21 protein-coding genes are annotated in these 18,281 nt (G+C 62.7%); 8 read left to right on the top strand and 13 right to left on the bottom strand.

Annotated features, from left to right (window positions below; genetic code table 11):
- Positions 1–2 precede the first annotated feature (2 nt).
- The 8 genes from OQ789_RS24395 to OQ789_RS24360 form a co-directional block, all read right to left on the bottom strand.
- Complete coding sequence (locus OQ789_RS24395) at positions 3–455, bottom strand: hypothetical protein (protein ID WP_324688778.1); 453 nt, start codon at positions 453–455, stop codon at positions 3–5.
- A 14-nt stretch (positions 456–469) separates the two neighbouring features.
- Entirely contained in the window at positions 470–1,192 is a 723-nt protein-coding gene (locus OQ789_RS24390) for a hypothetical protein (RefSeq protein WP_420716195.1), read from the bottom strand.
- Between the two features lie 9 nt (positions 1,193–1,201).
- Positions 1,202–1,330, bottom strand: a complete 129-nt coding sequence (locus OQ789_RS24385) for a hypothetical protein (RefSeq protein WP_324688838.1) — start codon at positions 1,328–1,330, stop codon at positions 1,202–1,204.
- Positions 1,327–2,112 carry a CbbQ/NirQ/NorQ/GpvN family protein gene (locus OQ789_RS24380; RefSeq protein ID WP_324688776.1) on the bottom strand — a complete coding sequence of 262 codons (786 nt, stop codon included), beginning with the start codon at positions 2,110–2,112 and terminating at the stop codon, positions 1,327–1,329. Before OQ789_RS24380 ends, OQ789_RS24385 begins: the two co-directional genes overlap by 4 nt.
- 30 nt (positions 2,113–2,142) lie before the next feature.
- The gene (locus tag OQ789_RS24375) at positions 2,143–3,681 is read right to left on the bottom strand and encodes a nitric oxide reductase activation protein NorD (protein ID WP_324688774.1); all 1,539 of its coding nucleotides are present in this window, start codon (positions 3,679–3,681) and stop codon (positions 2,143–2,145) included.
- Positions 3,682–3,802: 121 nt separating this feature from the next.
- On the bottom strand, positions 3,803–4,411 hold the full coding sequence (locus OQ789_RS24370) for a TetR/AcrR family transcriptional regulator (protein WP_324688772.1): 609 nt from the start codon (positions 4,409–4,411) through the stop codon (positions 3,803–3,805).
- A 95-nt stretch (positions 4,412–4,506) separates the two neighbouring features.
- The gene (locus tag OQ789_RS24365) at positions 4,507–5,193 is read right to left on the bottom strand and encodes a hypothetical protein (protein WP_324688770.1); all 687 of its coding nucleotides are present in this window, start codon (positions 5,191–5,193) and stop codon (positions 4,507–4,509) included.
- A 1-nt stretch (position 5,194) separates the two neighbouring features.
- Positions 5,195–5,689 (bottom strand): hypothetical protein, encoded by a 495-nt coding sequence (locus tag OQ789_RS24360; protein ID WP_324688768.1) that lies wholly within the window; start codon positions 5,687–5,689, stop codon positions 5,195–5,197.
- A gap of 162 nt (positions 5,690–5,851) precedes the next feature.
- Here OQ789_RS24360 and OQ789_RS24355 point away from each other — a divergent pair, with 162 nt between their 5' ends.
- Together OQ789_RS24355 and OQ789_RS24350 are read left to right on the top strand one after the other, a co-directional pair.
- On the top strand, positions 5,852–6,649 hold the full coding sequence (locus OQ789_RS24355) for an enoyl-CoA hydratase/isomerase family protein (RefSeq protein ID WP_324688766.1): 798 nt from the start codon (positions 5,852–5,854) through the stop codon (positions 6,647–6,649).
- Positions 6,646–7,398 (top strand): enoyl-CoA hydratase/isomerase family protein, encoded by a 753-nt coding sequence (locus tag OQ789_RS24350; RefSeq protein ID WP_324688764.1) that lies wholly within the window; start codon positions 6,646–6,648, stop codon positions 7,396–7,398. The genes OQ789_RS24355 and OQ789_RS24350 overlap by 4 nt, the downstream gene beginning before the upstream one ends.
- A gap of 10 nt (positions 7,399–7,408) precedes the next feature.
- Here the strand turns inward: OQ789_RS24350 and OQ789_RS24345 are convergent, their stop codons facing one another.
- Together OQ789_RS24345 and OQ789_RS24340 are read right to left on the bottom strand one after the other, a co-directional pair.
- A complete protein-coding gene (locus tag OQ789_RS24345; RefSeq protein WP_324688763.1) occupies positions 7,409–8,611 on the bottom strand; it encodes an acyl-CoA dehydrogenase family protein in 1,203 nt (400 codons plus the stop codon).
- Between the two features lie 3 nt (positions 8,612–8,614).
- The gene (locus OQ789_RS24340) at positions 8,615–9,427 is read right to left on the bottom strand and encodes an enoyl-CoA hydratase-related protein (protein WP_324688761.1); all 813 of its coding nucleotides are present in this window, start codon (positions 9,425–9,427) and stop codon (positions 8,615–8,617) included.
- Between the two features lie 96 nt (positions 9,428–9,523).
- On the opposite strand from OQ789_RS24340, the gene OQ789_RS24335 reads away from it, so the two are divergent.
- Both OQ789_RS24335 and OQ789_RS24330 read left to right on the top strand, forming a co-directional pair.
- Positions 9,524–10,720 carry a cytochrome P450 gene (locus OQ789_RS24335; protein ID WP_324688760.1) on the top strand — a complete coding sequence of 399 codons (1,197 nt, stop codon included), beginning with the start codon at positions 9,524–9,526 and terminating at the stop codon, positions 10,718–10,720.
- Positions 10,717–11,514, top strand: a complete 798-nt coding sequence (locus OQ789_RS24330) for an enoyl-CoA hydratase/isomerase family protein (RefSeq protein ID WP_324688758.1) — start codon at positions 10,717–10,719, stop codon at positions 11,512–11,514. The genes OQ789_RS24335 and OQ789_RS24330 overlap by 4 nt, the downstream gene beginning before the upstream one ends.
- 13 nt (positions 11,515–11,527) lie before the next feature.
- Here the strand turns inward: OQ789_RS24330 and OQ789_RS24325 are convergent, their stop codons facing one another.
- Positions 11,528–12,385, bottom strand: a complete 858-nt coding sequence (locus OQ789_RS24325; RefSeq protein ID WP_324688756.1) for a mycofactocin-coupled SDR family oxidoreductase — start codon at positions 12,383–12,385, stop codon at positions 11,528–11,530.
- A 96-nt stretch (positions 12,386–12,481) separates the two neighbouring features.
- Between OQ789_RS24325 and OQ789_RS24320 the strand changes: the two genes are divergently transcribed.
- Genes OQ789_RS24320 through OQ789_RS24310 form a run of 3 tightly spaced genes read left to right on the top strand, consistent with a single transcriptional unit; the run spans position 12,482 to position 15,491 of the window.
- Positions 12,482–13,045, top strand: coding sequence for a nuclear transport factor 2 family protein (locus OQ789_RS24320; RefSeq protein ID WP_324688755.1), 564 nt, complete (start codon positions 12,482–12,484; stop codon positions 13,043–13,045).
- On the top strand, positions 13,042–13,995 hold the full coding sequence (locus OQ789_RS24315; protein ID WP_324688753.1) for an SMP-30/gluconolactonase/LRE family protein: 954 nt from the start codon (positions 13,042–13,044) through the stop codon (positions 13,993–13,995). Before OQ789_RS24320 ends, OQ789_RS24315 begins: the two co-directional genes overlap by 4 nt.
- Positions 13,996–13,997: 2 nt before the next feature.
- A complete protein-coding gene (locus OQ789_RS24310) occupies positions 13,998–15,491 on the top strand; it encodes an adenylate/guanylate cyclase domain-containing protein (RefSeq protein WP_324688830.1) in 1,494 nt (497 codons plus the stop codon).
- 4 nt (positions 15,492–15,495) lie between these two features.
- Here the strand turns inward: OQ789_RS24310 and OQ789_RS24305 are convergent, their stop codons facing one another.
- The gene (locus OQ789_RS24305; protein ID WP_324688751.1) at positions 15,496–16,791 is read right to left on the bottom strand and encodes an amidohydrolase family protein; all 1,296 of its coding nucleotides are present in this window, start codon (positions 16,789–16,791) and stop codon (positions 15,496–15,498) included.
- Positions 16,792–16,907: 116 nt separating this feature from the next.
- Between OQ789_RS24305 and OQ789_RS24300 the strand changes: the two genes are divergently transcribed.
- Positions 16,908–17,132 (top strand): hypothetical protein, encoded by a 225-nt coding sequence (locus tag OQ789_RS24300; protein WP_324688750.1) that lies wholly within the window; start codon positions 16,908–16,910, stop codon positions 17,130–17,132.
- Positions 17,133–17,141: 9 nt separating this feature from the next.
- Here the strand turns inward: OQ789_RS24300 and OQ789_RS24295 are convergent, their stop codons facing one another.
- A complete protein-coding gene (locus tag OQ789_RS24295; protein WP_324688748.1) occupies positions 17,142–18,281 on the bottom strand; it encodes an acyl-CoA dehydrogenase family protein in 1,140 nt (379 codons plus the stop codon).

The raw sequence follows: 18,281 nt of genomic DNA, 5'->3' as shown, positions 1-18,281 counted from the left end.
CGTCACGGCGTGGGTTGACCAGCGTGCGAGCGAGATTCGCGTGCCATCCGGTCGTCATGAATGCGAACCAGTTCCCGGAATCCCAGCCGCCGGTAGTGCGGTTGCGGTTGCACTCCCCACCGGTCTTGCGCGGTCGCCTGCCCCCCGGCCTCCGACGGCCCACCGAACGGCGCCCCACTCAGCGGGTAGGGGAACTGGCATGTTCGGGTGTCGTCTGAGTAGGCGACCTTCTGCAATTCGTCGCAGATCTGGTGCATCGACAGCGTCGGCCAGCCGTACCAGACCACCAGGAATGGGACGAACAACGTGCCCTCGATGACCAAAGCGAACATGCACACGTAGATAGCCCGTCGCAGCCAGGTGTGCATCCGCTTGTAGTAAGGGGTGGTACCCGGCGGCAGGCTGTCGCGTTCGTCGGCAAGCGGAATTTCCAGATCCGATTCCTGCTTTTCCATGTCAGTACTCCTGGTCAGTCAGTGAAGATTTCGCGGTTGACGGTGTGCAAGTAGGGAATTGCGAGAAACGGTGTGATGTAGAAGATGTCGTAGATCCACCACGCGATTACCGGGAAGCCGATGTGCGTGTAGCGCAGATCGCCATATATCGTCATGTTGAAGGTGTAGCCGACCCAGATCACCACGCCGAACCAACAAGTGACGATCAGCCACTGGTGGCCCCACCGCTTCATCTGCAGGAAGGCGTACGCCGCAGCCATGCGCATCGGGAACACCACCAGGATGCAGGCCAGCTCCCACGACTTCTCGCCGGGAGCACCCGCGCCACCTATCCGCAGTTCGTTGTAGTGCCAGAAGTAGCCCGCATCGAAGAAGTTTCCCCACGCGACGGTGACTGTTCTGTTGATCAGCGTGTGGTTGGCGACCAGGTCCAGCGCCCAGCCGAAGCTGTTGAGCGCCGCGTCGATGAACACCAAAAAGCCGATCAGGGTGACCATCATGGGGCGCACCGACAAACCCGATCTTCCGGCGCGACGCAGAATCGTCAACCCGTACATGAAGATCGGGAAGCCGATGACGCCGAGCACCAGGGTGCCCATGCAGAACGCGCCCACCATGAGCCAGCGATCCGCTTTCTTCTGAATGCGCCGCGACTGGTCGATATGGTCGCCGTAGGTTGTCGATCCGGTCACACCCTCGACCAACCCGGTACGCCCCTGGGCCCTCGGAAAGTTCATCGATACCTCCTACCAGCCTCGTCCGATACCCATGTACAGCTGAATGAGGAACTGCGACAGCAGAAATCCGTAGATGAAGACCTGAAAGGCGATGAGCGCCCGTTTACGCTTTCTGTCCTGCTGGTTCATGTCGTTCATTCCCTTCCACACATGGTGGCCGTCGCGATCTCGCGCAGACCGTCGGTGATCGCGCCGTCCGTACTCAGCGGCGCCAGTACCGAAGCAACAACCGCCTCCAGCTCGTCGGCGCCGCTCGCGATGAGCCGCGCCGCGGTCACCACTACCCGGGTCGACGGTGGCTCGAAGTGGAATATCCCGTCGGCGCTGCGAATGCTATTGGCACACTTGACGAGACGTGCCGCCACCTCCGTCAGGACGCCGGATTCGCTGACCACCACCTCGACCTCGCGGTCGGATGGCAGGTAGTCCAGGGCGATGGTCACGAATCGCTGCCGGAAGGAAGGCTTGAGCTCCTTGAGCGAGCTGCGGTAAGCGGGGTTGTAGGAGCACACGAGCATGAACGAGTCCGGGGCCGGTACAACCTCGTTGGCGCGATCGAGATACAAGGTGCGCCGGTGATCCGTGAGCGAGTGCAGCACGGCCAGCGAGTCGTGCCGGGCCTCCACTACCTCGTCGAGGTAACAGATCGCACCGGCGCGCACCGCCCGGGTCAGCGGACCGTCGTTCCACACCACGTCACCGCCGGTGACCATGAAACGACCCACCAGGTCCGAACTGGTCAGGTCGTCATGACAACTAATCGTGACGAATGGACGGCCCAATAGACCTGCTACGTACTCGACCAACCGGGTCTTCCCACAGCCGGTGGGGCCGGTCAACATGACCGGCAGATTGCTTTCGTAGGCCTGATCGAACAGCTTCACCTCGTTGCCGGTCACACAGTAGAAGTCGGTGGTCATCAATCACCCCTGGTAGGTCGGAGATTTCGGTTACGCCGCGATCAGCTCGCGGTGCACTTGACCCAACACCCGCGGCAGGTCCTGCACCCTGCGGATCCGGCAATACCGGCGTGGACCGAAGACCTCGGGTAGCGGATCGACGCGCGTGGGGCCGACGCCGATGTAGAAGACGAAGACGCCGGCGTCCTCGGCCTCCTCGACGGCATGGTTGACGTCGGCCCACGCGTAGCGCCCCTCGTAGCCCTCATCGGACATCAACCCGTCACCGATGACGAGTAGCAAGCGCCGCCGCGAAGGTTGGCCCAGCAGCCGGTTGGTCAGGTGGCGCAGCGGCGCGCCGAGCCGCGTATATCCGGCCGTCCGCAGACCCTGTGTGCTGGGCGCGATGAAGCGACGGTCATCAAAGTCCTTCAGACAGTTCACTTCCACACGATGACGCGTGTTGCCGGTGAAGATGAAAACGCCGTGGCGTTCGCGGGCCGCCGTCATCGCCTGCGACAGCGCATCAGCACACTGCAGCTCCAAGTGGAAGATCCTGCCCTGATGAGTTCCGAGCGAGGAGCTGCCGTCCAGCAACAGACATGTCGTCACGTCCCGGTACGCCGGTACCAAGTCGCGGAACACCCGCCCGTCGGAACTATGCCCACAGGTGGTATCGATGAAGTGGTCTATGTAGCGATCGATGTCGAGATCGCAGCCGTCTTCGAGCCGGTTGCGCATCGTCCGATTCGTCCTCTCCTCGAAGAACCGACGCAGATCCGCGGGCGGCCGGCTGGGCAGCCGCGAACTATGAACATGTTTGCGCTCCAACACCGCAACATGGTTGGGCAGGAACCGCTCGGTCCAGGCGTTCCACTCGGGATATGGCACACCGGCACGTTCGTCAGGAGAGAACTCGATCTCTTCGTCCTCGGGCCGGCTCGGCGGCGGTAGGTTCGGATTCTTCACACCGCCGTCGCCCCCGACGGGGACGGAATAGATGCGGTACGCATCCTGGCGCCGTGATGTCCACGGCATGCGGCCCCACATCCGGTGCGCGGTGGCCAACGGTCCGGTGTGTACCGCACGCACCGGCAGTCGGCCCAGCAGCGGGAACACCGGAAGGGCCGCTCCCGAATCGGCAAGCTCCATAGCTTGATCCAGCATCGCGGCAGCATCGATCTGGCTTGTATTCGGATCGAGGCCGGCCAGGTGCCGGCCGCATTCGGCAAGCAGGCCGGGCCAGTTGACACTGACCCACCCCAACGCCACACCACCCTCGACCAGTGTTAAGGCCCTAAGCTCCTTGGCGGTAAGCTCTTCGATCGAGCGTTGAGCGATAACGTCTTTCGACGGCGAGCACTGCAGCGCAACCCCACAGGCCAGGGTTCGTCGGGTCCAACAGGCATACTGTGCGGGGTACGGAACGTTGACCACGGTACGGCCGGGATTCAGGCCGAAGCTGCGCTGCTCGCCCGATACCAGCCGCACGTTCTCGCGCCGTCCGGCCGAGAGCGCCACCGCAATGACGGCGCACGAGTGTTCAACTGAAAGTGCCTCTGGGGCATTGCTATTCATGGATAACACCATTAGTCAGAAGGTACCTATGTTGCCCATCACCCAGTACCAGAAGAACACCAGCGCGGCGCACCCGCCCCACGCCACTACGAAGCGAACGATGTCCTCGATCATGGCTCAACCTCCTCGTTGATCAGCGGACCGCCAGCCCGCGGCAAAAACTGGACAAGTAGTCATCGAGAACGGCATCGCGCAGTGCGACGGGATCACGGTTCGTGATCAACAGGCCATACAGGCCCAACAGGAAGAATTTCGCGCTGTTGCCCGGGTTCACCTCGGCATAGATCTCGCCGCGTTCCCGCGACTTCTCCAGCTGCTCGACAACCAGGACTGCGACCGGGTGCCGCGACGCATCGTTCATCTCGAGATCCGTTGCCGTGAAATAAATGCTCAGCACATCGCGGAACAGCACGCTGCCGAGATGATCCTCTTCGTCGACCACCCGTCGTGTCACGACCTTCAGCGTTGATTTGATGTCCGGCGCAGCCTCGACCGCCTCTCGAAGCTCGGCAGCGATCTTGTCCTCCTCGCGCGTCATCAATTCGAATACCACGTGTTCTTTGGTCGGGAAGTGAAAATAGAAGGTCCCGCGCACAACCCTTGCCGCCGCTGCTATCGACGCGACGTCGGCACTGTTCATGCCGATCCGTTTGAACTCGGCAATGGCCGCGTCGTAAACGCGCTCGCGGGTTTCGAGGCGCTGCGCCTCACGGCCAACCGCCCTCTCGTGTGCAGATGTCATGGGTGATGACGATAGGCTCGCTCGCCCGGCCACCTCAACGACCGCCGTCCCTGATGTGCGCACCCCTGAGTCAGCCATGAGTAGTGCTCGGGCCATTACTTGTTCCACCGGCGCTTATCCAGCGCGTACAACCACGGCAGTTGAATGAACGGCGTCATGTAGAAGATATCGAAAACCCACCAGCCGGTCACGCCATAAAGCGTGTTTCCGAACCGATGTGGGAAGTTCATCATCAGGTTCGCGAGGTATCCGACCCACAAGAACACGTATGCCCAGCCCGTGATGATCATCCAGCGCAGACCCCAGCGCCTCAGCTTGAGAAACGCCCATGCTGCCGCCATCCTGGCCGGGAAGATGCACAGCACCGAGAACAATGCCATGGCCTTTTCGGCACGGTCGAACGTGCCGCCGATGTGGGTGGAGTTGTAGTTCCAGTAGTATCCCCCGTCGATCATCTTGCCGAAGCCCGTAGACATAGCCCGCAAGACGTGGGTGTCATGGGCGAACACATCCAAAGACCAACCGAGCCAATTGATTCCGCCATCAACAAGGGCGAACACCGCGATCAGCGTGACTGCGAGGGGACGCACCCAGCCCAGGCTGCGGGCACGGTGCAGCTTGACCGTGCCGATGAGCAGCAATACCAGCCCGGCAGGGGCGAGGACGATGCTGCCGCAACAGAGCGTTCCGGCCAGCAGCCAGCGATCCGCACGGTCGACGGCCGACTGCGCAAAAGCCTCCGAATCCGGCTCAACGCGAACCCGCGGAACAGCGACGGTCATCTCACGACCACCCATAGCGCAGCAGCGCGAGCGGAAGAATCGCCGCCGCCCCCACCGACAACCCGACGATGCAGGCGACCGCAATGCCCATGATCACCTTGGTCAGAACGGGAACCCGTACGTAGTACCAGCTTTCGTTGCGGGTGAGATCCCCGCCGTCGTCCGGCGCCAGCGGATCATCGGCCGACACCGAATCCAGCCGGGTGATCAGCCAGCACCACGCACCGAGCAGCAAGGCGTCGATGACGAAGGTGCCGAACAGGATTGCGGCGTCACCGAGAAATCCATGACCGCTCCGGACATCGCCGGTGCCCGCTGGTAGCAGGTGGCCGTCACCGAATCCGGTGCCGTACCCATAGCGCGCGGCGAGGACGTAGGTGATGATCATGCCGCCACCGAAGAACACCGCACAGAACCCGGTCAGCGCGTAAATGCCCTGCCGACGCCTGCGGATCACTTCGTCCTCGTCACTGGGAAGCCTTTGACCTGTTGCCACCAAGCCCTCCCATCCCGCTGCACCGCTGGGCCCTGCCGGCGCCTATACGCCAGGGAACCTTACCCAGACCAATTGACGTCTGTCAATGACGGGCGTCAATTAAGTGGCGGACGGGGAGGCCCGTGTGACAGATATACACAAAGTGTTCTACTATTCACCGTGATGACGGAACTGCCGGAGGGGACACCCGAATTGACCGGGTGCCACGAGATCCTTGTGGCGCGGGATGGTCCGGTCCGGATCGTGACATTGAACGATCCGGACAACGCCAACGCAGTCAACAACACGATGCACACAGCATTCACCCGGCTGTGGACCGCGCTCGCCGACGACCCCGAAGCTCGAGCAGTACTGATCACCGGCGCCGGCGACTACTTCTCCGCCGGCGGAAACTTAGTCGAGTGGCTGGAAACCCACGTCAACAACCCGGTGACCCGCCGTGCTGGAATGCGCGACGCCCGCCGCATCGTGCGCGACATGATCGACTTTCCACTACCGGTCGTGGCGGCCGTCAACGGACCCGCGGTCGGATTCGGTTGCAGCATCGCGGTGTTATGCGACATCGTGCTGATGTCGGACCGGGCTTTCTTCGCCGACACCCACGTCGCGAGCGGTCTGGTCGCCGGCGACGGAGGGTCAGTGTTGTGGCCCTTACTCATGAGCCTGCTCAAAGCCAAGGAGTATCTGATGCTGGGCGAACGCATCAAGGCCGACAAAGCCGTCGAACTCGGCTTGGCCAACCGCGTCGTGCCGCACGAGCAGATCAAGCGAGAGGGCCTGGCGATAGCACACCGCCTCGCGGAGCTGCCTGCCCGGGCGGTGCAGGACACCAAGCGCACACTAAACCTGCATGCCCAGCGTGCCATCACCGGCATCCTCGAGTATGGAATCTCGGCCGAGACAGAATGTTTCACCACACCCGAGCACCGAGCCGCGATCGATAAGTTCCTCAACCGGTGAGCGACCCCCTGGTTCGACGCGAAAACCGTGACGGCGTCTCGCTGATCCTGCTCAACCGGCCGACCCAGCGCAACGCGTTGCGCTACGAGTCGTGGACGGAACTTTCAGCGGTGCTCAGCGAAGTCGTCGCCGATCGCGCCGACGGCGTTGTCCTCGCTGGTGCCGACGGATTCTTTTGTGCCGGTGGCGATTTGAAAACCGGCCCGGCGCACGGCGCGGGCCCATTGGCCGCAGCGGGACGCGTCGAACATGCGCAGCGGGTGATGGAGCAACTCAAGGCGGTCCCCGTCCCAACGATCGCGGCAATTGAAGGAGCGGCCGTCGGTCTGGGCTGGAGCCTGGCCCTGTCGTGCGACTTGGTGGTGTGCGCGACGGATGCATTCTTCGCCGCACCGTTCGTCGCGCGTGCCGTGGTGCCCGACGGCGGCCTGGCCTGGCGTTTGTCCCAGCAGTTGGGCCGACACCGAGCGGCATCCCTGCTATTGCGTGGCGTGCGTCTGTCGGCCACCGAAGCCGAACATCTCGGGCTGGTGACCGACGTCGTGCCTTCCGGCTCGGCGATTCATCGCGCCCTGGAGGTCGCCAATGAGCTGGCGCAAGCGGATACTGGCGCAATCGAGATGACCAAAAGGCTTATCAATTCGGCCGAAAGCGCTCAACTTGCCGCCTTCCATCCGCTTGAACTGGCGATGGCGGCTGTGGCACAGCACCGATCGGTGGCCGCGCAGGGGCGGGACGCCTTTTCCTAGTTTTCGACCATCAGCGCGGCATGCCCAACCCCGCCGTGGAGATCAGATCGCGCTGAATCTCACTTGTACCTCCACCGATCGAGTGCAGCAGCGATAGCAGCAGCCCCTCGGAGAAGTGCCCGTCGAGCACCGCGCCGGGATCATCCGGCATGAGTTCGCCTGCGAGACCGAGGATCTGTGCGCCCAGTGCACGCAACTCGGCGGTCAGTTCGGAGTGATACAGCTTCGACAACGACGGCAACGCCGGGTCCAGGGCGTCCGCGGCTTGTAGGTGTGCCACCCGATACGAGAGCGCGCGACCCACCTCGACGCGTTCGACGGCTCGGGCCACGGCCATCCGAGTGATCGGATCCGCGAGCGGATCGTGTGTTGAGCCCTTCTGCGCATGGCACCAGTCGATCAGCTCGTCCAGATAACGTTGAGCTTGCGCCGCCCTGGTGATGTTCGACCGCTCGACATCCAGCAACGCCTTGCCGACCTTCCACCCTTCCCCCTCGGCCCCAACGAGATTGGCAGCGGGTACTCGAACGTCATCGAAGAATTCCTCGGCGAACGTCGGGTAGCCAATCATGGATCGAATGGGCCGGCGGGTGATTCCCGGCGTGGCCATGTCGACGAGGAAGAAGGAGATTCCGGCTTGACGCTTGCCGGCCACCGGTGACGTACGAGCCAGCACAAAGATCCAGTCCGCGAGTACCCCGTTGCTCGTCCACGTCTTCTGCCCATCGAGGACGTATTCGTCATCCTCCCGTCGGGCGGTCATGCGAAGCGCGGCCAAGTCCGAACCGGCTTCGGGCTCGGAATAGCCCTGCGCCCACATACGTTCCGAGCGTGCGATGAGTGGAAGGTGTTCGGCCTGCTGCTCAGGGGTGCCGAACTTGAATAGGATCGGAGCCAACATGTTGACGCCGTTTGTATTCACCAGAGGCGCGCCCGCGTAGGCCAGCTCCTCACGGATGACAACCTGCTCGACGATGCTGCGACCGCCCCCCTCGTAATGGGCCGGCCAATGCGGCACGAACCAGCCTCGGGCATGTAACGCTCGACAGAAGGCAACCGCGCGATCATGCGCTTCCCGGGGCAGGTAGTCGGGGTTGGCCGCAGTGCGCCGGAATTCGCCGGGCAGATTCTGCGCCAGCCAATTACGCACCTCAGCCCTAAGCAATTCGGCGTTGTCGTCGCCGCCGAACCGGATGATCGGAGTGAGGGGCATGGCTCAGATGCGCTCGCTGGGTTTGGAGCCCTTCTTCATCAGCTCCGCCACGAACTGCTGAAACTCCTTGCTGCCGGTGACCATTGCCTGCAGGTCGTTGCTCGCTTGCTGATGAGTGCGGAATCCCATGGTCTCCCATGCGCGAATGATGCCCGACTTGGTTGCCTGCAACGTGATCAACGGCGCCTTGGCAATCTTGGCAGCCAACGCCTCGACGGTGGCCTCCAGCTCATCGGCCGGCACTACGCGATTGACCAGGCCGAAGTCGAGCGCTTCGGCGGCTGTCAGCCGCTGCGCGGTGTACAGGTACTCGGCGGCCCGTTTGTAGTTCATGAACACCCACGGCTCGAACATCGTCTCGGCACCCGGGAGCCCGAACCCGGGTACCAGAGGCATCTGGAACCATGCATCGTCAGAGCAGACGGTGATCTCGGGTATCAGCGCCCACGTTGTTCCGCCACCGATCGCGTACCCGTGGACCTGGGCGATCAACGGCTTGGGAAACTCCCACAGCTTGAGGACCGGCCACAGGAACAACTGCGCGGCAGACCGCCATACTTTTCCGGACGCGTCAAGCTCTGCCTTGAATTCGGGGTACGCACCGGTCGGGACATGCCCGGAGCAGAAACCCTTGCCATTGGCCTTGATAATGACGACCTTGATGTCGTAGTCGTATTGCGCATCGTCGAGAGCTGCATCGACACTGTGCACCATCTCGGAGGTCTGAGCATTGGCCGCGTTCGGGTTGTTCAGGATGATCCGCGCGATCGGGCCATCCTTCTCGTAGATAACGTGCTCGAGATCTCGGGTTTCCACGCTTGCGTCCTCCTAGACGGCCGACAGTCGCACCTTGATGGCGTAGTGCAACTATACAGATAATGTAATACTGTTCCTCATGAAAGGACGGTGCTGATGACGGCAACGGACCTCCGTTGGGATCCCTTCGACCGCACGCTGCACAAGGACCCGTACGCGGTCTGGAAGCGGTTGCGCGACGAAGCACCCGTTTACCACAACGAGGATTACAACTTTTATGCCTTGAGCAGGTTCTCCGACGTCATGGAAGCGTCGCTGGACACCGACAGCTTTTCCTCGGAGCACGGCGTCACCCTGGACGCAATCACCGACGAACCATGGGCCTCGCCGAAGGCGATGATCATGATGGATCCACCCGATCACACCGCGCTACGAAAGATGGTCAACCGCACGTTCTTTCGTTCGAAGGTCGCCCATCTCGAGGATCGCATTCGCACACTGTGCCGCGGCTATCTGGACGGCTATGCCGGCACAGACGGCTTCGACTACGTGCGGGACTTCTCGATGAAGCTGCCGGTGATGGTGATCAGCTCGCTGCTGGGCTTTCCTCAGGAAGACCATGACAACCTGCGGGTATGGTCTGATGCCCAGCTTCACCGCGACGAAGGCGCGCCCCAGCTGGGCGAAGAAGGTCAGGAAGCCAACACCAAACTGCTCGGTTATTACGCCGAACAGATCCAAAAGCGCCGGGCCGCACCGACCGACGACATCGTGGGCAACCTGATGGGATCCGATCTCGTCCAACAGGGGCACGAGACCCGCCGCCTGGACGACGGCGAACTGCTGATGTTCATCGCACTGATCAACGTTGCGGGGAACGAGACGGTGGCACGGCTACTGGGCTGGGCGGCGCTGACGCTGGCCCGCCACCCCGGCCAGCGGGCCAAACTGGTCGACAACCCAGGGCTCATCGCCAATGCTGTCGAGGAATTGTTGCGCTACGAGGCTCCGTCGCCAGTGCAAGGCCGATACGCAGTGCGCGACACGACTTACCACGGGACACTCATTCCGGCGGGTTCACGGGTGGCCCTGATCACCGGATCGGCCGGCCGCGACGAACGCCAGTACGAGAACGCCGATGAGTTCGACGTCGAGCGTGCCGGAATCCGCCATGTCAGTTTCGGGCACGGCTCGCACTTCTGCCTGGGCGCCGCATTGGCGCGGTTGGAGGCCCGCGTGGCGCTCGAAGAAACATTGGCACGGTTTCCGGTGTGGGATGTCGACGAAGAATCGGTTACGTACGTACACACCAACTCGGTGCGCGGCCCCGCTGGCGTGCCAATCCGGCTGTGACTTCCGATCTCGTAGTACGCACTGAGGGTGCCGTGCGCTGGTTGCTGCTGGACCGGCCGAATGTTGGAAACTCAGTGACACGTGCGATGCAGCGCAAGCTCATCGGGACTCTTGCGGACGCGTCGGAGGATCCCAACGTGAGGGCCGTCGTGCTGACCGGTTGCGGCGACAGGCATTTCTGCACCGGACCGGACCTGAAGGACCCTCAGATGCAGCCCAGAAACGACCGGGTCACCGGCGACGCGGCGCGCATCCTTCGCACGGGATCCCAGGCGGTGGTATCGGCAATACTCGACTGCGAAAAGCCGGTGCTGTGCGCGCTGAACGGTGTCGCCGCCGGGGTGGGCGCGAGCATGGTGCTGGCCTGTGACCTGATCGTAGCCGCCGAAAGTGCCAGGATCATTGAGCTTTTCGCACGCCGCGGGCTTGCGCCCGATGGCGGCGCCGCCTACCTGCTGAGCCGCAAGGTGCCGTTCAACCTCGCCAAACAGCTGCTGTTTTTTGGTGCGGAGCTTTCGGCCGCCGAGGCTCACCGGATCGGGCTGGTCAACAAGGTGGTCGCCGATGACGACCTGGAGGGCGAGGCGAGGGAGTGGGCACAGAGACTGGCGCGCGGGCCGACGCGCGCTCTCAACGCGGCCAAAGTCATGCTCAATCAGGCGCTCGACGTCGACCGGGATGTGGCATTTCGTACCGAGGCCGTGTTGGTGGAACAGGTCGCGGGAACCGAAGATGTCACCGAGGGGATGGCCGCGTTCGCCGAAAAGCGCGATCCGCAGTTCCGCGGCCGTTAGGGATAATCGGTTATCACAAACCAAGTTTCAGGCCAGCGCCCGCGTCTACGAACAATTGCTGACCGGTGACGTAACGGGATTCATCCGCAGCGAGGTACACCACCAGATGGGAGACATCCTCGGGTTCGATCCAGGGGACGTCCATCGCCTGCAATACCGGAAAGACGAGTTCGGCATCTTCGCGGCTGGGTTCTGGTAGATCGGGACGGAATGTCCGATACATCGGGAGATTGTGCAGCATACCGGTATTGACATTCGTCGGGTGCACGGTGTTGATCCGGATCCCTTCAGGTGCAAGTGTGAGCGCCAGTCCCTTTGTGTACTCGCGCAGCATTTTCTTGGCCAACCCGTAGCCCGCCCCACCCGGCCCCTGCGGCCCTCCGCCGGTGGCCAAGTCCTTCTGTTCGACCAGACCCGCGATGGAACCGGTCACGATGATCGATGCACCCGCACGCAGGTGCTCGAGGCCGACATGCACCGCATTGACGACGCCGATGAAGTCGACGTCGAACGCGTCGATGAACCCGCGGGACGGCACGTGATTGCCCAGCGGGCAGATGCCGGCGTTGGCGACGACGACATGCAAACCGCCGAGCTCGGCCACTGCTTCATCGATCGCTTTCTTCAGTGAGATGCGGTCGCGGACGTCGACAACGGCAGATACTGCTCGCCGGCCGGATTTCTCTACCAGCTTGACGGTTTCTTCCAGGTCCGTGCGCGTGGCGAGGGGGTATTCGTTGGTCTCGATGTCAGCGCAGATGTCGAGCGCGATGATGTCGGCGCCCTCATCGGCGAGGTGAACGGCATGGCTGCGGCCTTGCCCGCGCGCCGCTCCGGTGATGACGGCAACCTTGCCGCTCAGACGCTGCATTACTCATCCTCTCGATTGGGCAGTGAGCTTAACAGTAGTACATGATGTGTACTCTTGTAGAGGCCTGTGTTGGTCGACGGGACCGGAGGTTGAGCCGTGGCGGAGCCCGATGGCGTGCCCAAGGCAGACGTTCAGAATCTGCTCGCGCGCGAAGAGATTCGCCAACTGCCCCACCTCTATGCCGCCGCAATCGAAACCCGCGACATCGAGGCGATGGCGACCCTTTTCGTGCCACACGCACGCTTCGGCGATTACGGCGACGGGCACAACGGTCTGCGCCGACTGATGTCCGAGAGCGTCGAGGCCAGCGTTTTCGTGGTGATTCTGGTCGCGAACCACCTCATCGAACTCGAGGGTGAGGATCGCGCCGCCGGACAGGTCTGGGCGCAGTGCGTCGCGCAGACTCGTGACGGATTCATCGAGCAACTCCTCAAATACGAGGACCGGTACGAAAAATACGAGGGGCGTTGGCGCTTTGTGCAGAGACGACATCGCCTGTACTACGGCGTTCGCCGCCTCGCGTCGCCGCTGGCGCAGCGGGCCGCCGACTGGCCGCAGAGCCAGACCGGCGTCGGCGACCTGCCGTTGGCAGATCCGGTGTTCGCCGAGTGGTGGAGGGCAGCGGAAATCCCAGCACCCAAACCGGAATGGCCCCAGTGAGTTCCTACCGTCTCCTGGCCGAAGGGCTGGCGTTCCCGGAGAGCCCCGTCCCGTGTGATGACGGGTCCGTCATGGTCTCTGAAATTGCGGCCGGCCGAATCACCCGGGTCGGGTCCGACGGCACGACCCGCACGATCGCCCACACGGGCGGCGGCCCCAACGGGGTGGCCAGGTTGGCCGAGGATCGACTGGTGGTCTGCCAGAACGGCGGGTCCAGGTTCGGGATCGGACCGTGGCCGTACGACTTGGAGGGATGCGTACAGCTTTTCCGCCCGGTGGGTCCGCCGCGCCATCCGATACCTCCTGCCGTCCAGGTCGTCGACCACGACGGCAGCGTCAGCACCCTTGCCACCCAATTCACCACCCGATCGGGCGAAGCCGCGCCGTTGGTGCGGCCAAGCGATGTCTGCGTCGACGGTCACGGCGGCTTCTACTTGACCGACGCTGGAACGGTGCGCGGCCGCAGTCGCAGCGTGACCGGACTGCTGTACGGGACCACCGGCGGTGGACTGCGTGAAATCGTCTACCCATTGGAGATGCCAAACGGGGTGGCGCTGTCACCCGACGGAGCCGTGCTCTATGTGGCCGAGACGCGCACCCGGCGGATCTGGGAATTCGAACTCATCGCGCCGGGCGTAGTGGGCCGCGCAAAGGGGCTTGCCACCGTGCCTAGCGGCGGCCCCCTCAATGTCGGTGGCGCCGATGGAGTCTGCGTCGATGGCGACGGCAGAGTTCTGGTCGCAACCCTGGGTACTGGTGGTGTGACCGTATTTTCCGCGACCGGCGAGCCGCTGGGGGCGATTCCCGCCGACGACCCGTTGACTACCAACGTGGCGTTGAGCACCGACGGAGAAACAATGTTGATGACGCTCGCTTCGTCCGGCCGTCTTGTCGCCGTCGATAATTGGCGCGAGGTTGCCGGCATAACCCGCCTCGGTGCGTCGCGGTGACAATGTCCGGCAAGTTCCGTCGACGCCAGTATCCGCTGCAGTGGGCGGGCAGGGCGCTGCTGGTTTCGGGTGCGGTATTACCAACCGCGGTGGGGTCCGCGGTGATCGCCACCATGACCTTCTGGGCGCTGCCGACCGGTGGCGATTTGAGCCACCGTCACGTTTTGCTGCTCAATATCATTGCCGGTGCTGTCTATTCAGCGATCGCTATCCCCCTTGCTATCGTCTGGGGCTACTTCTGGTTGACCTTCCCCGCCGCCGCCCCCGACGGGGCCGCCCGCCGCACACTGTTGACCGCACCGGACCGAATGGCTTTCATCCACGGCACAGTGTGGGTCTGCGCGACGCTCGTACTGGTGCTGATCAATCTCCGTAGGCCCTGGCTTGCCACAACACTGGGCATCAGCACCGTATTGGGCGGAACGGTGACGACGGCGATCTCCTACTGGCTGTGTACTCGGGCGTTACGACCATCCGTAGCCAAGTTGCTGACCGAGGATCCGCCGACGCTGCCACGAGGTCCCGGGCTGCGGTTGCGCGGGATAAGCGCTTGGGTAGTCGGAACCGGCGTTCCGCTGCTCGGCCTGATGCTGGTCGCCGGGAGTGCCTTGGTAGTCGATTACCCGCCGCGCCGGTTGGCCATAGTGGTCCTGGTGCTCGGGACATCCGCGATAGCCAGTGGACTCGTCATCTCCGCGTTCGTCGCCGCCACCACCGCCGACCCCGTCGACGAGGTTCGGCGGGGCATGGAAAGCGTTCAGCGTGGCGACTTCGACGTGTCGGTCTCCGTCTTCGATGCTTCCGAACTCGGTTTGCTGCAAGCCGGATTCAACATCATGGCCGGCGGACTTCGGGAACGTGAACGACTACGTGATCTGTTTGGTCGCCATGTCGGTCGCGACGTTGCCCACCGCGCCGAGCAACTCGCATCTCGTGATGACCTTGCCAGCACGATGGGCGGTGTGAATTGCGACGTGGCCGTGCTTTTCGTCGACCTGATCGGCTCAACCAAAATGGCCGCGACCCTTGAGCCCGACGAACTGGTCACAGTTCTCAACGAGTTTTTCGCGATCGTCGTCAGCGTGGTCGAGAAGAACAAGGGCCTGATCAACAAATTCGAGGGCGATGCGGTGTTGGCGATCTTCGGCGCGCCCATTCCAGACCCCGACAGCGCCACTCATGCGCTGGCGACGGCGCGCGAACTGGATGCGCAGCTGAATCCCGCTGGCATCAAAGCCGGCATCGGGGTCTCGGCCGGCATGGTAGTAGCCGGCAATCTCGGCGACCCCAGCCGGTACGAGTACACGGTGATCGGCGACCCGGTCAACGAAGCGGCCCGGCTCACCGAGATCGCTAAGTCGTCGGGCGGTGTCACCGCCTCGGGGGCGGCGCTCAAGCGGGCAGAGGGGTCAGAGTCGTGCCGGTGGCGGGTTATCGAATCGAAAACCCTTCGCGGTCGCGACAACTCGACCGAAATCGCCGTACCGGCCGATTGATCGCTCAGGCCTTCTGGGCCTTTTGTTCTTCAATCTTGCTCATGAACGCTTCGATACCGACTCCACCGTGGCCCGCCATGACTTCGTCGTAGTCATAGTCAGGCGGGTTGCCGTCGTTCGGGCGCCAGCCGGAATCAGCGGTGCAGGACTTGAAGCCCTCCTCGGGGAAGGCATACCAGCGGCGCGTGTTGAGTTCGACGATCTTGGCTGCCTCTTCGTCAGGCACATCCGCCAGCATCTCTTCGGCGCGCGCACGGCTCTTTGGCCAGAATGAGTCGGAATGTGGATAGTCGCATTCCCACGTTATGTTGTCGATTCCGATCTGGTGACGCATCGACATCCCGACTTCGTCCTCGATGAAACATCCGGCGATGTTGCGCCGGAACAACTCCGACGGCGCGACCGTAGGATGGATGTTTTGATAGAACTTGTGCTTTCGCCAGACGTAATCGGCGCGCTCAACGAGATACGGCATCCAACCCACCCCGCCCTCGGAGAAGGCGACTTTGAGGTTCGGATGCTTGTGAAACACCGGCGAGAAGATGAGTTCGGTTGCCGCCGCCATCGATGTGGTTCCCATCAAAGTGATCATCACCGCGAACGGGGCTTCCGGCGCGGTTTGCGGCGGGAATCCACCACTGCCGAAATGCATCACCGCGGTCATGTTGGTCGCTTCCAAAGCCGACCAGACGGGCTCCCAGTAAGCGGTGTGATAGCTGGGCAACTTGAGATTCGTTGGGTTATCCGGTAGGCCGATGGCCCGGGCGCCCTTGGCTGCGACCCGTTCGATCTCGGCCACAATGAGCGCCGCGTCCCATAGCGGCGTGATCGCCATGGGAATGAACCGAGCCGGGTCTGTTGCGCACCACTCATCGAGGGAGAAGTCATTCCACGCCTTCACGCCGAGTAATGCGAGCTCCTTGTCCTCGCCCTCGAGGAAAACCGTGCCACAAAAACGTGGAAACGACGGGAAGCACAACATCGCGTGCACTCCGTCGATATCCATGTCAGCCAGTCGGGCCTTCGGGTCATAACATCCGGGAATCATGTCGGCGAAGCGGATCGGGTCCACACCGAACTCCTCCGGCGACTTGCCCGCGACCGCGTTGAGCCCGATGTTCGGATAGGGACGGCCCTCGTAGACCCATTGCTGCATCGGCGGGGCGCCGTCACGGGGAAAGTCGACGATCCGCGGCCCTTGGTCGGCATACTTCTTCGGCAACCTGTCGGCCCAGACGTGTGGTGGTTCGATGAGGTGATCGTCGACGGACAAGAGCTTCATCCATGATTGCAGCGGCATCGTCGCGTCCTCAGTTTCTCGGGTTTTTGCGGTACAGTACAGATAAACACTTTCTGCTTAGTTGACTATAGCGCCGATGATGATCTGAGCTCAAACAGGCAGCGCTGAGGAGCCACATGACGCCATCCCCGACCCCCGAGCCCCGCATACCGCATGACGATTGGGCTGACCAGGATCTGCTCACCAAAAGCGAGGCTGCACAGCGACTCGCTGCCGAAATAGCCGAAGTCACCGACAAACTCAGCGGCTCTCCAGCGGGAGGAGATGCCGAGATTTTGGAACGCCGACTCAACGGGCTCAAACAGGCGTATCAGCACATGACCGAGGATGCGCAGGATTGAGCCGGCGCCTCAAGAGCGTGGCAGGCCAAGCACCCGTTGCGCGACGATGTTGCGCTGAATCTGCGCAGTTCCGCCATAAATGCCGGCCGCACGCGACCAGACATAGATGTCCCATTCTAAACCCTCGGTGAGCAAGGGATGATGTGTGCGCAGATCCAGCATTGTGTGACCGAAGAACTGATCGGCACGGGACATGAGCAACTTGTCTACAGACCCCTCCGGCCCCGGAAGTTTCCCGTGTTGCCGCTCGGTCAGCGACCGTTGCACCTTGACTTGCAGCGCGCGCAACTCCACGTACGCCCGCCCCAGGCGAACTCGCGTTGCCGGCGTGTTTTCCAGCCAGCCGGTGCGGACGTCGTCTTCCAACCGCCGCAACTGTGTCGATAACCGGCTGATCCAGTTGATGTCGCTGGGACCGCGTTCGTAGGCGAGCAGCTGGTTGGCGATGGACCACCCCTGCCCGCGCTCCCCGAGTAGGTTTCCTGCGGGAACGTCCACATCGTCAAAGGTGATCTCGGTGAACTCGCGGTTGCGCGCGGCGTTGACTATTGGTTGCACTTCGATACCCGGAGTCGACATCGGCACCAGCAGCACCGAGATGCCCGCGTGCTTCGGTGCGGCATGCTCGGTGCGGCACAGCAGAAAACACCAGTCGGATACGGCACCGAAGCTGGTCCAGATCTTGCGACCGTTGATGCGGAACATCGGCACACCGTCGACGTCGACCAATTCCGCCCGCGTCTTGAGGCCGGCCAGATCGGATCCGGCCTCGGGTTCGGAGAACCCTTGGCACCAGCGCACCTGACCCGACAGCAAACCGGGCAGTAACGCATCGCGTTGACTCTCGGTACCGAACAGCCGCAATGCATTGCTGAGGTGCCCGACGCCCTCGATGGGCGGCGCGCTCGCACGCCCGAGTTCGTCGTTGAGAATCGCTTCGTAAATGGGCGCTTTACCATGACCCCCGCAATCCACAGGAAACGACAGCCCGATGTATCCGGCTCGGTACAGCGTTTGATGCCAGGCGTTCTGCGCGTCGGCGCGCGCCGCGGGGTCGTCGGGGATCGCTGCGTCGGTTGCATGTTCGCTCAGCCATTCGCGTAACTCGTTGCGGAACTGCGCCTCCGCGGTGGTGTCGTTGAAGTCCAC

The sequence above is a fragment of the Mycobacterium sp. 94-17 genome (genome assembly GCF_035617725.1).
Taxonomy (GTDB): domain Bacteria; phylum Actinomycetota; class Actinomycetes; order Mycobacteriales; family Mycobacteriaceae; genus Mycobacterium.
The sequence above is the reverse complement of the archived record's forward strand: the minus strand, read 5'-3'. Positions and strand labels throughout refer to the sequence as shown.